This is a genomic window from Alkalibacterium psychrotolerans (genome assembly GCF_054784355.1).
This window is the reverse complement of the sequence record NZ_BAAGPH010000034.1, coordinates 32,239-47,522: the sequence shown is the minus strand read 5'-3', so window position 1 is coordinate 47,522 and position 15,284 is coordinate 32,239. Positions and strand designations below refer to the sequence as shown.

The following is a 15,284-nucleotide window of genomic DNA, read 5'->3' as shown; positions in this document are numbered from 1 at the left end:
TCGAAAAAATATATTTTCTATCGAAAACGTTTTAGTTAAATCGCTTACATTTATAATAGGTGACATCCCTTTTTTTGTCAACAGTTTTTTGAAAATGTTTTAGTAAAATATTCGAACTGTTTTACTGCTAAATTATCTGATAGTCACTTCAAACAACCCACCAGAGAGCTCTTCTCCGTCTTCTTTAGCTGTCGTGATGTAAAGTGTATCTTTATCCTTACCTCCGATGCAGCAGGAGGTAGCGTTCGTGACAGGCAGCTGTATGTTCTGTATTTTTTCACCGTTTTCAGGGTTCCATTTACAGACTTGCCCGCCCCCATATTCAGCGACCCAAAGCATGCCGTCAGTATCAACGCACATCCCGTCAGGGTTCCCATCGCCGGTAACCTCGATACACTCTCTTCCATTTGATATGTTTCCCGTTTCCAGGTCATAGTCAAACTGCTTCACTTTTTTAGTTGGCGTATCGATATGATAAAAGGTATTTCCATCTTCAGACCAGCCGAGCCCATTGGCAATCGAGAGGTCTGACAGCAGCTCTCTATAGGATTCACCTTTCACGCTGTATAAAGAGGCAGCCCCTTCAATGACTTGCTCAGCACCCATCGTTCCAATAAGAAACCGTCCTGCTGGATCCATCTTGCCATCGTTGTACCTCATCCGCTCATCAGTGTTCGGATGAAGCCACGTTGAACGTTCGCCTGTTTCCGGATCAATCTGAACTAGACCGTTCTTTTCAGCTGAAAGCAGCATCCCGTCTTCATCGAGAACCGCTGCCCCAACTGGCCCGTCTGTTCTGTAGGTTCTGACTTCCGTGGTATCCGGGTCAAAGCAGTAAATGATTTCATCTGGAATGGATACAAAATAAAGCAGGCTATTCACTTCATCCCATACTGGTCCCTCCAGTAAATTGCTTCCGGCGTAAAATACGAGTTCAGGCTGATCATGTAACGTCTTGGTCATCTGTAACTTCCTTTCTCTGTCTTTAGCTTTACTTTAAAATTACTTGCCACTGCGAATGGAAAGCATCCAAATATAAAAACTGTATACTAAAAAGTCTATGTCAAACTAAATGTTGATTTTAAGAATACAAAAAAGATTCCTTTTTTCGGGAATCTTTTTTGTTTATTGTTTTCAATTTTTTTATTCAAGGTTACCTGAGATAGTATTAAAAAATATTTCATCACCATTATTAAACAATTTAATCGTATCGTATTCTTTATCTAAACTTACTTCAAAATACAATTGATTATCTAGTTCTGAGTCATAATCGGTTGTTGTATCTGTATCGTAAGAAAGATGGAGAGTATTTCCTTCTGCTACTGCGTTAAAGTTATTGAAACTATTTGCAACGTCTCCTTGTTCAACGTTATATCCGTTCAAATAAACCAATACAGAATTTCTTTGTTCATCGTTGTATAAATGCACTCCGTTCTCTTTATCAACACTATTAAAGAAGTTCCGAGCTTCTTTTGGCAGTTCATCGGCCATTTTTTCTGAAGACGATAATGTATCGCTAGGTTGGCAGGCGTACAACAAACTTGTACTCAGTAGTAACAACAATAATGACTTCTTCATAGTGCACTCCCTTATATTCCGCTATCTTTATACTGAATTGTTATGTAATCTCATTATATCATATGTTTTGATCATTGGACTTAAGTCCCTTTGATTATCATATTTTTCAGCCTCTCTTAGTTTAGTTAACGCATGGGAGTCAAGCTATTAAAAGAAGCCTATCCTTAAAGGATACGCTTCTTTACTTTTTATTTGTCCATATTCACCATGGCAGCGGATTATCCTTTATCTCTTCCTGCCATAGTTTTCTTAATTCATCTGTCATGACCGGTGACAGTTTTTCATCAGCCGCTGAGAGATTCTGCTGTAGCTGCTGACTATTTCTAGCCCCTGGTATGACCGATGACACTTCGGAAAATGACAGAATATACTGCAGTGAGGCTTTGACCATCGAATAGTCTTCTCCGATAATGGTTCTTACTTTTTTCACCAGTTCGCTTCTCCGCTTGATGTCTTCTTTGGACCAGCGGCTGCGTATGCCAGTAAAGGTGCTGTCCGCATCATATTTACCTGACAACCAGCCTGAATCAAGTGGAACTTTAACGATGAGCCCTACTCCTTTATCGTGAGCTTCTTGCATTGCTTCAAGCGGTTCTTGATGAAAGATATTAAACATGACTTCTATGACGTCACTATCTGTCTCAGTAATAATTTGACTGACTTCTTTTCCAGTATCGACCGAAGCACCGTAGGCTCTGATTTTCCCTTCTTTTTTCAGTCGCTTCAGTACGTCAAACTGCGGCGAACCGTCTTGTAACACTTCAAACGGCGGGTTATGCAAAATGAGACTGTCCAGGTAATCGGTTTGGAGACGTTTCAAACTGCCTTCAACTGATTGAACCAAGTCTTTTGGATCAAAACTTTGCTGGTCATCTGCCTGATGGCCACACTTGCTGTTAATAATGACCTGGTCTCTCTTCCCCTTCAAAGCTTCTCCCAGTAGTTCTTCACTTTTCCCTAAACCATAATTGGGTGCCGTATCAAAAAAATTACAGCCGGAATCCACCGCTTCATGGACGAGTCTGACCGCATCACTGTCAGTCATCCCTCCCCAGTCTTTCAGATTTCCGATCTGCCAGGCACCAAATCCTACTTCTGTTACTTCCATACCCGTCTTTCCCAATAATCGTTTCTTCACGTGTACGCCTCCTTGAATAGTTGATGTTCTCTTTCATGTACGTCTATCATACCTTTTGATGAAAGGGTTTTCCACTCAGACTCCCCTTGTTTTTCTTATGCTATGATGCTTTTTAACCGGCACGAAAGCAATTTGACTATTTTTTGAAAAATTAGAAAATTCTAATAAAGCTTTAAAAATATTTACCTCATCAGGTTCTAGTTATTAATTTATTTACAATCGTTTATAAATGGCGGATCGAATTTTGCAGCCTACAACTATTTATGCTACGGTTATATACGGATTGAAACTTCTATGAAAATTTCATGAAAGTTTAAAAACTAAACGGAGGTTAATTAACTTGAAAAAATCATTACCTATTAAATTGATATCTCTTGCATCTGCATCTTTACTGCTTGCAGCCTGTAATGGAGAAGACACTGCTGAAGACAACGGTGAAACAAGTATCGGCGAACAACTGAACTACACGATTACCGGTATCGAACCAGGAGCCGGCATTACTGAACGAACCGAACAAGCATTGGAAGAATACGATAACCTGCAGGATTGGGAGCTGGAAACCAGTTCAACTGCGGGTATGATGGGACAGCTTGACTCAGCTATAAACAACGAAGAACCCATTGTTGTGACAGGTTGGACACCTCATTACAAATTTGAAATGTATGACTTGAAATTCCTGGAAGATCCGGAAAATGTCTTCGGAGACAGTGAGTATGTTCATACCATGTCACGTATAGGCTTTGAAGAAGATATGCCTGAAGCCTATGCTATTTTGGATAATTTTTCTTGGGAAGTAGAAGACATGCAGGAAATCATGCTGGCTGCCCAGGACGTCGAATTTGAAGAAGCGGCCGCAGACTGGATTGAAGATAACCGCGATACAGTCGACAGCTGGACTGAAGGCGTCGATGAAGTTGATGGCGTTTCTATTGAAATAGGTTCATTCCCATGGGATTCAGAACGTGCTTCTTCTCAGGTAATCACACAAGTACTCGAAGAACATGGATTTAATGTGACCCTATCTAATGTTGACCCATCTATTCTCTTCCAGGCTTTAGCTCAAGGTGAAGTCGACGTAACCGTTGCACCTTGGTTACCGACTACTCAGGGCGCTTACCTTGAAGAATACGGTGATGACATCGTTGATATGGGCGCCAACATGGAAGGCACGGTCATTGGACTTGTCGTTCCAGAATACATGGACATTGATTCTATCGAAGATCTGAATGCACAAGACTAAACGCACACCGAAAAAGAGCTTACTGGTTTGACCTTAAGCTCTTTTCTTTTCGTTCAATCACTGAACTGGACGGAATAAGTTCTTATTTTTAACAATTAGAAAGAAACCGTCACTTATGACACAAATTTATAGAGGAGTTTTATTTTGATAAACGAAGACATTAAAAAACCCGGTTTTTTATTTGCCTTAACGATGCTGCTTAGTATCGTCTCAATCATTTCAGCAGGAATTCTTGCTTTTGATGCACCTATTCAAGTCCTCATGTTCATTGGGATGTTTGTTCTGGTTCCATTTATGATGAAGCTGGGCTACACTTACTCAAACATACAGGATGTTATGTTCAAATCGATGGGACAGTCACTTGAGTCGGTTCTCATTTTGATTAATGTAGGTATTCTTATTGGTACTTGGATTGCTTCAGGTACCGTTCCCGCTTTAGTCTACTATGGAATTAACCTGATTTCTCCTCGGTTCTTCCTACTGACAACTCTCATTTTCACTTCGGTAGTTGCGACCACAACTGGAACATCTTGGGGAGCCATCGGTACAGCAGGCGTGGCAATGATGGGTGTTGGATCTACTATAGGTATTCCAGCAGGCATTACAGCTGGTGCCATTTTAAGTGGCGCCTATTTTGGTGATAAAGTATCTCCGTTATCTGATACAACAAACTTGACTCCAACTGTAACGGGAGCAACCTTATTTGGTCACATTAAACACATGATGTACACGGCAGTCCCTGCCTACATCATTACTGCGATTTTATTTACAGTGATTGGTTTGCAGTATAGTGTGGACCGTATCGATTCAGAACATGTGAATGTGCTACTGACAGAATTATCTGGAAACTTTACGATTAACTGGATTGCCTTTACACCTATTATTCTGCTCGTAGCCTTAATGATGATGAAAAAACCTGCAGTGATTTCAATTTTCTCAGCTGCTATGTATGGTGGTGTCTTGGCAGTCTTTTACCAAGGCTACACCTTATCATCCGTCTTTAATATTATGTACGATGGCTACACTGTTGATTTAGGTAACGGAACAATTAACGAACTGCTGCAGCGTGGTGGAATTACTGATATGCTGCCCCTGATTGCCCTGTTCCTTTTCGCGCTAGGTTTAGGCGGAATGCTGGCAGAATCAGGTGTTCTTGAAGCGATCGTCAATTCATTTGCGCATAAGATTCAAGGTCATTTCTCACTGACACTTGTCACCTTGCTTGTGGGTTACTTTACACTGGCGATAGGTGGAGCGATTTACTTCTCATCTGTTATGACAGGAACGATTATGAAACCTTTATATGATCGCATGAATTTGAAGCCTGAGAACCTGTCCAGAACGGTTGAAGCAGCTGCAACACTTTCAGGAACCTTATTCCCATGGGTCGGTGCCGGTATGTTTGCAACAACAACGCTAGGTATCCCGGTTAGTGCGTATCTGCCGTATACTTTCCTGGCATTCATCACACCGATTATTACACTGATTTATGCAGCCACTGGCTTTACCATGACCGAAAAGACTGCTCCTGTGAAAAAGAAAAAAGAGAAGCAGAAAGTCTCCGGAAAAGCTCACTTATCAAATGCTTAAATTAGATTAACGCTTAAAGACCAGCTAGCTCTTCTATAGGGCCAGCTGGTCTTTTTTTCTGATGTCGTTCATATTATTGTTCGAACGACAAAATGATTTTTCCGATGTTTTCATTGTTTTCCATCTGCCTGTGCGCTTCCGGCAACTCACTGAAGGGAACGACGGAATGAACCACCGGTTTAAGCTTGCCCTCTTTAAACAACGGCAGGGCTTCATGAACGAATTCTTTTGTCAGCGCAGCCTTGTAGGCATTACTTCTGGGGGTCAACAGCGTCCCTTTGAGGGCAATCCGTTTCTTCATGAGTTCACTCAGTAATACCTTTTCAACAGTGGATCCACCTAGGGTCCCGATTAAAATCCAGCGGGCATCCACCGCAGCACTCCTGAGGTTTCTATCCCAGTATGAGGCCCCAACGAAATCAAGAATTACGTCGACTCCCTGTCCATCGGTCTGATCCGCTATCACGTCATCAAAAGCTGTTTCTTTGTAGTTAATCAGCACGTCCGCCCCTAGCGAGTCAGCTACCTCCAGTTTTCTTGAGCTCCCTGCCGTTGCAAAGATCGTAGCCTGACTTAATTGTTTAGCCAATTGAATCGCAGCTGTCCCCACACCGCTCCCGGCTGCATGAATCAGTACCCTTTCTTTTTCCTGCAGGTCTCCGAGCAGATAGAGTGTCTGATAGGCAGTCAGGAAGACTTCCGGAATCGCCGCGCCTTCTTCGAACGTCAGTGAGTCCGGTAGTCTAATGGCTCTATCTGCAGGCATCACAACGTACTCTCCATAGCCCCCATGGTTGACCAGTCCGGCTACCCGCGTGCCTACCTCCAGTGTCCAGTCAGATGAATGATTGGCAACCACCACACCACTCACTTCAACCCCTAGAATGGGGTAGGGAGATGAGAGTGACGTGTTCTGTCTGGTCAACGTATCGGTTCGGTTAATGCCGGCTGCTTTAACCTGGATGAGTAGTTCCCCCTTTTGTGCCATTGGTTCCGGAAACTCTTTTTTCACCAGCACCTCTCGTCCACCAGGTTCGCTTATTGTCCAAGCTTTCATACCCCTCTCTCCTTTCGTATGTATATGCTCTTCTCATAATGTAACAGTTTATTCTGTTCCTGCTTCCAGTATACTCTATTTTTCCGTTCATCATAGTAAGAGCGTTTATTTAGCTACATTTTCACTATCTTGATATACTATGTATAACACAATTTTAAATGAGGATTTTCATGAGTAAACGTTTCGAAGACAGTGTCATTATTATCACAGGTGCCGGTGCCGGTTCCGGTTTAGGTCGGGCAGCAGCTTTACGTGTCGCTTCAGAAGGAGCTAAACTAACCTTAGTCGATATCAGTGAGGACGGCATGAAAGAAACTAAGGATTTGATTCAAAAAGATTATCCTGATACTGAACTTTTGATGGTTAAGGCAGATGTATCCCGTGAAGCAGACGTGAAAAACTATGTGGATAAAACCGTTGAAAAATATGGTAAAATCACAGGCTTCTTTAATAATGCCGGGATTGAAGGTAAACAGAACCCAACTGAAGACTTCGGTTCAGATGAATTTAAAAAAGTTCTTTCCATTAATCTGGACGGTGTATTCTTTGGGATGAAACATGTGCTGAAAGTCATGAAAGATCAGAAACACGGCTATATTGTCAATACCGCTTCAGTTGGCGGTATCCGAGGTGTCGGCAATCAGTCTGGGTATGCTGCTTCTAAACATGGCGTGGTTGGTCTGACCCGAAATTCAGCAGTGGAGTACGGCGAACACGGTATCAGCATTAATGCGATTGCTCCAGGTGCCATTATGACAGCCATGGTCGAGGGATCACTGAAGCAGATTGATGAAGAAAACTGGGAAGCAGTAGGAGAAGAATTTGTCAAAGCCAATCCTTCCAAGCGATTCGGCAAGCCGGAAGAAGTTGCCGCATTAACTGCTTATCTGTTAAGTGAAGCTGACTTTGTAAACGGAACGGTCATTCCTATTGATGGCGGTCAGTCCTATAAATATTAATTTAAAACGTATTATAGGTATCAAGAATAACTAATATCATTGCGCACTTCTGTTAGGCTCATAAATCGGCTTAATTGAATGCGCAATTTTTTTGAATATAACTCACGTCCGGTCTTCCAAGTTGACTAAAACACAAGAAAGATGTATACTTCAGTTGAGTTATCTCGAATTCGTACTAAATTAATATCATATTCTGGAGGCGTTTAAATGAAACAAACAAAAGGAATTCACCATATCACAGCAATCGTTGGTCATCCGCAAGAAAATGCGGACTTTTACTCAAATGTCCTAGGACTTCGTTTGGTAAAGAAAACAGTCAATTTCGATGATCCACAAACTTATCATTTGTATTTCGGAAACGGAGAGGCTCAGCCGGGAACTATTATCACCTTTTTCCCATGGAGCAATGGCAGTCAAGGAACTATCGGCAGTGGGCAGGTAGGCATCACCTCTTATGCCGTTCCCGTTGGTAGTCTACCTTTCTGGGAACAACGACTATCAGACAAAGCAGTTGAGTATGTCAAGAAGACTCGCTTCGAAGAAGACGTCCTGCAGTTTGAAGATGTACACGGATTAAAGCTGGAAATAGTGGAAAGAGAAGCAGGGCCTCTCAACAGCTGGTCATCTCACGACATTTCTGAAGAAAAAGCTATCAAAGGCTTCTCTGGAGCTATCTTGTATTCAGCCAACCCAGAAGCAACTATTCAGACATTGACGGATACGATGGGATTGTCTCGACTCACTGAAGAAGGTTCCGTGGTGCGTCTGAAATCTATCGGTGACTTAGGCAATACGATTGATATCCCCCTTGAAGCTGAGAAACCGGGAGACATGGGCGTGGGCACAGTCCATCACATTGCCTGGAGAGCTGAAGATGAAACAGACCATAAAGACTGGCTACAATTCGTCAAAGAACGAGGTTTCCAATCAACAGATGTAAAAGACCGTAACTATTTCAAGGCGTTATATTTCAGAGAATACGGTGGCATTTTATTTGAAATTGCATCTGATACTCCAGGCTTCACAGTAGATGAATCACTAGACCAGCTCGGGCAGAAACTGATGCTTCCGGAACAATATGAATCAGCTCGCGAAAAGTTGGAAAGTATTTTACCCCCTATTAATTAATATAAAGGAGAGTATACAATGAAACATATTTTTAAAGAAGGAAAAGATTTAAATGGACAGACCCTGCTTCTGCTTCACGGAACAGGTGGCTCGGAAAACGACCTGCTTCCTCTTGCAGACGAATACGATGCGGACGCGAATGTCTTAAGTGTCCGCGGAAATGTCAGTGAAAACGGCATGGCCCGCTTCTTCAAGCGACTAGAGGAAGGTGTATTTGATATTGAAGACTTAAAATTTCGTACACATGAGTTGAATGAATTTCTTGATTCAGCAGCTGAGCAGTACGGCTTTAACCGGAGAAAAATCGTTGCCGTCGGTTATTCGAATGGTGCTAATATTGCCGGCAGTCTACTCTTCCACTATAATGATGCGCTGGCTGGAGCCATTTTGCATCACCCAATGGTACCTTTGAGAGACGTCAGCTTGCCTAATTTATCCGGCATACCCGTTTTTATAGGTGCTGGAACGAATGATCCAATCTGTCCTCCCGAAGAATCCACCGAATTGAATAGCTTACTGACTGATGCCGGAGCAGAGGTTAAACTGCACTGGGAAAGCTACGGTCACCAACTGACTGCACCAGAAGTACAAGCCGCATCAGAATGGTTTAAAGATATCAAAAACCGCCTGAATTAATAGGCGGTTTTTTCTTTCCTTTATCTTTTCTGATAGCGAAAGCTCAGGGGTTGCTGTGGTTTCGACCTATCATAATCTCACTTATGTTAACTAAAGCTACCTCATTCTGCTATCCTGCCTTTTAAACAGTATTTACATTAGATAATTCTGGCCAGGCCAGAATTCACCCTATAAAAAGAGCCCCCAGATTTGACAGACTGGAGACTCTTGAAAACTTCAGTCCTACACTTTTAAAGTACTTGGATGTGTCCGCCATCTGCTACAAACTCGGAGCCTGTTGAATAGCTGGATTCATCAGATGCCAAGTAGAGGACCAGATTTGAGATTTCTTCCGGTTCAGCGATACGTTTCAATGGGATGTCTTTAACCATCTCCTGAACCATTTCTTTAACGCCTTCCTGTTCGGTCATCGGTGTACGAATGACACCCGGATGGATTGAATTCACTCGAATACCGTATTCAGCAAATTCAGCTGCAGCTGTCTTCGTCATTCCTCTTACCGCAAACTTCGATGCTGTGTAGGCAAGACTTCCTGCCCCACCGACTATTCCGGCAATGGAAGAAATGTTAATAATTGATCCATTATCCACTTTCTTCATGGACGGCAGTACATGTTTCATGCCTAAGAATACGCCATCCTGATTGACATGAATAGTTTTGCGATATTCTTCAAGCGACGTGCTCTCGATTGGATTCTGCAGCACGATACCCGCATTATTGACCAGTATACTGACCGGACCAAATTTCTCTTCTGACTTCTTGACTAGTTCTTCCCAACTATCTTCACTCGTTACATCAAAGGCAACAAAAATCGCGTCGTCTCCTAGTTCTTCGGCTACTTTCTGTCCATCTGAGGATTCCAGATCTGCTACGACTACTTTTGCCCCTTCTCTAACAAAATACTTGCCATGCATCTTACCCATTCCGCCTGCGCCACCTGTAATAATTGCGACTTTTCCGTCTAAACGACCCATTTTATCCGCTCCTTTACAGTATTTTGCTACTATTCTCAATTTAACAAGTATACTTTTTAAATACAAGTGAAAAGGCTTACATTTTTAGCCGATGCTTATTTCTACCTCATAACTGTTCAATATTATTCGGCATACGGTGGTGCAAGCTGTATTTCAACTTGCATTAAGTAAGTATTTTACAGATAATAGGCAGTGAGATTAAATAGGACGAGGAGTTTTTTTAATGAATAAAGTAGTTATTATCCATGAAAATATGGACTGGACAAAGCATTTAATCAAGCGACTGGATGAATTGGACGTCCCTTATGATGAATGGGATTTATCTCAAGGAATGCTGGATATTCAGGAACTGCCTGAAAAAGCTGTTTACTATAATCGAATGAGTGCCTCTTCTCATACCCGCGGCAATCGCTATGCACCGGAATTGACAGATCAGGTACTAACCTGGCTGGAACAGAAAGGTGCACGTGTCATCAATGGGACTGGCGCCATCAATCTGGAAGTCAGCAAACTGAAGCAGTATCTGGCCCTGCAGGCTAGTGGCATCCGCACACCCAAAACCATCGGGGCTGTGGGTAAAGATAATATTATCAAAGCTGCCGAAAAATTGAATGACTTTCCGTTTATTATCAAGCACAATCGTGCCGGTAAAGGCCTCGGTGTCCGCCTACTCTATTCTTTGGCTGAACTGAACGACTATGTCAACGGGCCTGAATTCGAGGATTCAATCGACGGTTTAAGCCTGATTCAGCAGTACATTAAATCCCCCGACGGCCACATCGTTCGTTCTGAGTTTATTGGAAGAGAATACTTCTATGCAGTAAAAGTGGATTCAAGTGACGGCTTTGAACTCTGCCCTGCAGATGCCTGCCAGATTGGACCTGACGGTGAAATAATCGCTGAAGAAAGCAAGTTCTCCATTATAGACCGCCTTCCCGAAGATCAGATCAACGGTTACAAGGCTTTTATGAATGCCCAGGGTATTGATGTAGCGGCTCTGGAATTCATTACTGATGAAAAAGGTGATGTCTACACCTATGACGTCAACACAAATACTAATTACAATGAAGATGCAGAAAAGGAAGCCGGTCAGTTCGCCATGTTAGAACTGGCCAAGTACCTGAAAAGTGAGCTGGCTGCTCTTTAGATTAAATAAAGGAATCTTCTGAATATGGAAGATTCCTTTTTGCTTTATTCTATGATATTTTTTGGTCTGCCTTCCAGGAAAGCAAGTGTATTGCCAAAGGCTATATGTGCCCGCGCGACCATCGCTTCATCTGTCAGGTAAGCCACATGAGGCGTCAGCACTGTATTCTTGGCAGAAAGCAAGGGATAATCTTCTGGAAGAGGCGGTTCCACATCGAATACGTCTATCCCTGCCCCACTGACTTTTCCATTGTTCAGCAGTTTCGCAAGCGCCTGGTTGTCCACTATTGGTCCTCTTGCACAATTAATCAGTACCGCTGACTCTTTCATCAGGCTCAGTTTATCTTCTGAGATAATGCCTCTCGTGTCCTCGTTCATGGGCAGATGCAGACTGATAATGTCACTTTCTGCCATGACTTGTTCTAAAGGTAAATAGCTCAGGCCCAGCTCTTTCGCTTCGGCTTTTTCCGAGCGGTTATAGCCGATTAAGTTTGCTCCGAAAGCTTTGAAGAGTTCAGCTGTTTTCAGACCAATATTGCCGGTTCCGATTATCCCTACTGTTTTCCCTTTTATTTCTCTCCCTTGAATAGGTCCAGGAAAATCCCCTTTACGAACGTCCTGATCACCTTTTGAAAGTGAACGGTATACATCAAGTGTCAGACCAATGACCAGTTCGGCCACAGACTGGTTCGAGTAGCCTGCTGCATTGGCTATTTTTATGCCTTTCGCCTGAGCTTCTTTTTTACCGACATGATCCACTCCGGTGAAGGCCACATTGATCAGTCGGGTATTTTCCAGCTGCTCAACCACTTCATTCGGAAAGGGGTTGTTTCCTATCATCACAATGTCCGCATCGCTGCTGCGCCTGATGAGTTTCTCAGGATCAGTCGTTTTTTCATCGTAATAGACAAAGTCATGTCCTTTATCTTTAATCGGCTGAGCCAGTTCGTTAATTAGTTCTTCTGGTACTCTTAAAGGTTCAATTAATGCTACTTTCATCATGGTAGTCCTCCTGTTTGTTTTATTAAAGCAGTTCCTTTGCCAGCAGTTCGTATGTTTTGAGTCTTTGAGACTGGTCATGTGCAATACTGCAAATCATAGCCTCCTGAAAGCCATACAATTCCTGGTCCTTTATTATTTTATCCGCAACTTCTTTGGCGGTTCCCACCAGATGTACTTCTCGGTTAGTCAGGATTGCCTCTTCTTCTTCTTTAGTTAAGCTGTACTCAGCTGCTTCTTTGGGAGTCATGAGCGGTTCCATTCTTCCTTGGCCCAGTCGGATGCGGGCGATATCCTGTGGTCGGGCCTGAAATTCTGCTTTTTCCCTTGTTTCAGCTACAGTAACGAGATACGCCACACTAATATCCGGTTCAGACAAATAATCTGAAGGAACAAAACGCTCTCTGTACAAATCAAATACATCCTTACGCATCGCTCCCAGCATAAAGAATTGGGCAAAGGAATACCCTATCCCCATTTCACCTGCCTGAATCGCGCTGTTTCCACTTGAACCCAGCAGCCAGGCTTCGGGCTTTGCAGTTTCTCTCGGGCTGGCCAGTGCCTTAGCGTATAATGACTTCGACGGAATGGCATCTTTGATTAAATCCAGAGCGGTCTCCAGCTTTTCATAGAGGTTATCAACATCTGGGTAGTTTCCTTCCGATAAAGCATAGATTGCATTCTGGTCACCACCTGGGGCACGACCCACTCCATAATCGATTCTCCCGGGAGCCAGCGCACTCAGTGTCTTAAACACCTCCGCCATCTTCAGAGGCGAGTAATGCATCATCATCGTCCCACCTGTTCCTATTCTAATCCGGTTTGTCTTTGCAGCAATATAAGCCGCAATAATCTCAGGCGCAGAACTGGCAAAGGAACTGCTTCCATGATGTTCCGCCAGCCAAAACCGGTGATACCCCAGCTCTTCAGTCACTTCAGCCAACTCCACTGCTTTCTCAATAGCACCCTGTGCGCTGTTTCCTTTTGTAACAGGAGCCTGATCCAAAACACTTAGTCTCATTCTCATCCACCTTTTCTTTTCTCATAAATCTACTATACCATTATACTAACTTTTAGAAAGTTTTTACTACTCTATCTTAATTATGAGAATTTTTTCACTGAATCCGCTATCCAATAATGGCTTTTTTTTAATTCTTTTTATAATTATAAGTTAAGAACTAACAAGCTTTCACAGCTTATTCACATTATCACAAAGATTCTAAATAAATTTGCTCTTTTATATTACTAATTTTATTTTAATATAGTATACTGTTAAAACCTACATTAGCTGGTGGGTAAAAAAGAGTCCTTTTGACCGGGCTCGTTTTGGAGGAGAATGATGATGAAAAAATTAAGTGCTTTAAAGTTTGGGCTAGTCCCCAAACTATTGCTCGCAATTATACTGGGAGTCATAGTGGGCCAGTTACAGTTTATCCCGGAGTTTATTTTACAGATACCTGTAACTGTTTCTAGCTTATTCAGCAGTCTGCTGTCTTTTATTATTCCACTAATGATTGTGGGATATGTGGTGAAAGGTATCTCTGACTTGACTCAGGGTGCCGGAAAATTACTCGGTTTAAATGCACTACTTGCCTACTCATCTACACTTATCGGCGGCTTTATTGCATACCTTCTTGCATCGAGTCTATTCCCGTTATTTATCGATGCTTCTGTGAGAAATACAGTGCAGGAAGAAACGGCTGGTTTGGAGCCGTTGTTCACATTACCCTTGGAACCTTTATTCGGTGTGACATCAGCTATTGTATTTGCGTTCCTCTTCGGTATTTTTATCTCCTGGCTTCGTGAGGAAGGTAAAGGCGAAGTGATGTATGGATTTTTCACAGAATTTGGCGCAATCATTACACTTATTCTAAAAACAATTATTATACCTGGACTGCCCATTTATATTTTCGGAAACTTCATGAATTTAAGCTACACAGGCACTGCCTTTTCACTATTGTCTGTTTTTTGGCGTGTACTCCTGGTCGTAATCGGCTTACAGTTATTCCTGATTCTGATTATGTTCCTGCTGGCAGGCTTTTATACAGGGAAAAACCCTTTATATCTGTTGAAAAATCAGATCCCGGGGTACTTTACAGCTTTGGGAACACAGTCTTCGGCTGCAACGATTCCTGTGAATATGGAATGTGCCAAGAACAATGGCGTATCTAAAGAAATTAGAGAGTTTGTTATTCCGTTAAGTGCAACGATTCATTTAATGGGAAGTATTATTACTATTACCTCTTGTGTGACTGCTGTACTCCTAATGTTTGATATGCCTCACGGCTTTGGCATGATGGCCAGCTTTATTGCCACACTGGGAGTCGCCATGGTCGCAGCACCCGGAGCCCCGGGTGGCGCCATCATGAGCGCCCTGCCTTTCGTTTATATGGTAGGAATTGACCCATCAGGAACACTGGGTAACTTACTGATTACATTATATATCACGCAGGACAGCTTTGGGACTGCTGCCAATGTTTCAGGCGATAATGCCATTGCCCTTGTCATTGATAAAATTTATTCCAGTTACTTCCTGAAAGAACCTGCTGAAAGACAAGTCGAAGCCGAGGCTGCTCCAGCCGACTAAAAAAGATGACTAATAAAGAACTAATCAAACCCCTCGACGCTTACTAAGCATAACGGAGATTCCTCTTTTATGCTTAGTTCTAAAGGCTGTGGTTTGGTTGGTTCTTTTTTATTACGTTAAAATTTTGAACGGTTAACCATAAATGCAAACCCTTACAAAATAACTATAATCCAATGAGAAAAATATAATGGGTTAATTCTATAAAAATAGTACTAATTATATTTTGATGTTGTATACTTTAACTATCCAAAT

The 15,284-nt window shown here is 42.4% G+C and carries 14 protein-coding genes; 7 read left to right on the top strand and 7 right to left on the bottom strand.

The window, feature by feature from the left end; genetic code table 11:
* Positions 1-132 precede the first annotated feature (132 nt).
* The 3 genes from ACYVLS_RS05875 to ACYVLS_RS05865 form a co-directional block, all read right to left on the bottom strand.
* Positions 133-963, bottom strand: a complete 831-nt coding sequence (locus ACYVLS_RS05875; protein WP_460322335.1) for an SMP-30/gluconolactonase/LRE family protein — start codon at positions 961-963, stop codon at positions 133-135.
* A 180-nt stretch (positions 964-1,143) separates the two neighbouring features.
* On the bottom strand, positions 1,144-1,578 hold the full coding sequence (locus ACYVLS_RS05870) for a hypothetical protein (protein WP_460322332.1): 435 nt from the start codon (positions 1,576-1,578) through the stop codon (positions 1,144-1,146).
* A 202-nt stretch (positions 1,579-1,780) separates the two neighbouring features.
* Positions 1,781-2,716, bottom strand: coding sequence for an aldo/keto reductase (locus ACYVLS_RS05865; protein WP_460322330.1), 936 nt, complete (start codon positions 2,714-2,716; stop codon positions 1,781-1,783).
* A gap of 340 nt (positions 2,717-3,056) precedes the next feature.
* Here ACYVLS_RS05865 and ACYVLS_RS05860 point away from each other — a divergent pair, with 340 nt between their 5' ends.
* A complete protein-coding gene (locus tag ACYVLS_RS05860) occupies positions 3,057-3,956 on the top strand; it encodes a glycine betaine ABC transporter substrate-binding protein (RefSeq protein WP_460322327.1) in 900 nt (299 codons plus the stop codon).
* Between the two features lie 144 nt (positions 3,957-4,100).
* Positions 4,101-5,546 (top strand): Na+/H+ antiporter NhaC, encoded by a 1,446-nt coding sequence (gene nhaC, locus ACYVLS_RS05855; protein WP_460322325.1) that lies wholly within the window; start codon positions 4,101-4,103, stop codon positions 5,544-5,546.
* A 73-nt stretch (positions 5,547-5,619) separates the two neighbouring features.
* On the opposite strand, the gene ACYVLS_RS05850 is transcribed toward nhaC, so the two are convergent.
* Complete coding sequence (locus ACYVLS_RS05850) at positions 5,620-6,603, bottom strand: NAD(P)H-quinone oxidoreductase (protein ID WP_460322322.1); 984 nt, start codon at positions 6,601-6,603, stop codon at positions 5,620-5,622.
* A 170-nt stretch (positions 6,604-6,773) separates the two neighbouring features.
* Between ACYVLS_RS05850 and ACYVLS_RS05845 the strand changes: the two genes are divergently transcribed.
* The 3 genes from ACYVLS_RS05845 (at position 6,774) to ACYVLS_RS05835 (ending at position 9,326) form a co-directional block, all read left to right on the top strand.
* On the top strand, positions 6,774-7,562 hold the full coding sequence (locus tag ACYVLS_RS05845) for an SDR family oxidoreductase (protein ID WP_460322319.1): 789 nt from the start codon (positions 6,774-6,776) through the stop codon (positions 7,560-7,562).
* Between the two features lie 207 nt (positions 7,563-7,769).
* Positions 7,770-8,690: a ring-cleaving dioxygenase gene (locus ACYVLS_RS05840; protein ID WP_460322317.1), complete on the top strand. Its 921-nt coding sequence runs from the start codon at positions 7,770-7,772 to the stop codon at positions 8,688-8,690.
* 18 nt (positions 8,691-8,708) lie between these two features.
* Entirely contained in the window at positions 8,709-9,326 is a 618-nt protein-coding gene (locus tag ACYVLS_RS05835) for an alpha/beta hydrolase (RefSeq protein ID WP_460322315.1), read from the top strand.
* A gap of 230 nt (positions 9,327-9,556) precedes the next feature.
* Here ACYVLS_RS05835 and ACYVLS_RS05830 read toward each other — a convergent pair whose 3' ends face one another.
* Positions 9,557-10,300 (bottom strand): SDR family NAD(P)-dependent oxidoreductase, encoded by a 744-nt coding sequence (locus tag ACYVLS_RS05830; protein ID WP_460322313.1) that lies wholly within the window; start codon positions 10,298-10,300, stop codon positions 9,557-9,559.
* A 223-nt stretch (positions 10,301-10,523) separates the two neighbouring features.
* Here ACYVLS_RS05830 and ACYVLS_RS05825 point away from each other — a divergent pair, with 223 nt between their 5' ends.
* Entirely contained in the window at positions 10,524-11,447 is a 924-nt protein-coding gene (locus ACYVLS_RS05825) for an ATP-grasp domain-containing protein (RefSeq protein ID WP_460322310.1), read from the top strand.
* Between the two features lie 44 nt (positions 11,448-11,491).
* On the opposite strand, the gene ACYVLS_RS05820 is transcribed toward ACYVLS_RS05825, so the two are convergent.
* Together ACYVLS_RS05820 and ACYVLS_RS05815 are read right to left on the bottom strand one after the other, a co-directional pair.
* The gene (locus ACYVLS_RS05820) at positions 11,492-12,445 is read right to left on the bottom strand and encodes a 2-hydroxyacid dehydrogenase (protein WP_460322631.1); all 954 of its coding nucleotides are present in this window, start codon (positions 12,443-12,445) and stop codon (positions 11,492-11,494) included.
* Positions 12,446-12,470: 25 nt separating this feature from the next.
* Complete coding sequence (locus ACYVLS_RS05815) at positions 12,471-13,466, bottom strand: LLM class flavin-dependent oxidoreductase (protein ID WP_460322308.1); 996 nt, start codon at positions 13,464-13,466, stop codon at positions 12,471-12,473.
* 318 nt (positions 13,467-13,784) lie between these two features.
* Here ACYVLS_RS05815 and ACYVLS_RS05810 point away from each other — a divergent pair, with 318 nt between their 5' ends.
* Positions 13,785-15,032, top strand: coding sequence for a dicarboxylate/amino acid:cation symporter (locus ACYVLS_RS05810; protein WP_460322305.1), 1,248 nt, complete (start codon positions 13,785-13,787; stop codon positions 15,030-15,032).
* The last annotated feature ends 252 nt before the right edge of the window (positions 15,033-15,284 follow it).

Bases quoted from the DNA above. Each gene is read 5' to 3' on its own strand.
- ACYVLS_RS05875 (WP_460322335.1), bottom strand. From the start codon at position 963: ATGACCAAGACGTTACATGATCAGCCTGAACTCGTATTTTACGCCGGA.
- ACYVLS_RS05870 (WP_460322332.1), bottom strand. From the start codon at position 1,578: ATGAAGAAGTCATTATTGTTGTTACTACTGAGTACAAGTTTGTTGTAC.
- ACYVLS_RS05850 (WP_460322322.1), bottom strand. From the start codon at position 6,603: ATGAAAGCTTGGACAATAAGCGAACCTGGTGGACGAGAGGTGCTGGTG.
- ACYVLS_RS05845 (WP_460322319.1), top strand. From the start codon at position 6,774: ATGAGTAAACGTTTCGAAGACAGTGTCATTATTATCACAGGTGCCGGT.
- ACYVLS_RS05840 (WP_460322317.1), top strand. From the start codon at position 7,770: ATGAAACAAACAAAAGGAATTCACCATATCACAGCAATCGTTGGTCAT.
- ACYVLS_RS05835 (WP_460322315.1), top strand. From the start codon at position 8,709: ATGAAACATATTTTTAAAGAAGGAAAAGATTTAAATGGACAGACCCTG.
- ACYVLS_RS05830 (WP_460322313.1), bottom strand. From the start codon at position 10,300: ATGGGTCGTTTAGACGGAAAAGTCGCAATTATTACAGGTGGCGCAGGC.
- ACYVLS_RS05825 (WP_460322310.1), top strand. From the start codon at position 10,524: ATGAATAAAGTAGTTATTATCCATGAAAATATGGACTGGACAAAGCAT.
- ACYVLS_RS05820 (WP_460322631.1), bottom strand. From the start codon at position 12,445: ATGAAAGTAGCATTAATTGAACCTTTAAGAGTACCAGAAGAACTAATT.
- ACYVLS_RS05815 (WP_460322308.1), bottom strand. From the start codon at position 13,466: ATGAGACTAAGTGTTTTGGATCAGGCTCCTGTTACAAAAGGAAACAGC.
- ACYVLS_RS05810 (WP_460322305.1), top strand. From the start codon at position 13,785: ATGATGAAAAAATTAAGTGCTTTAAAGTTTGGGCTAGTCCCCAAACTA.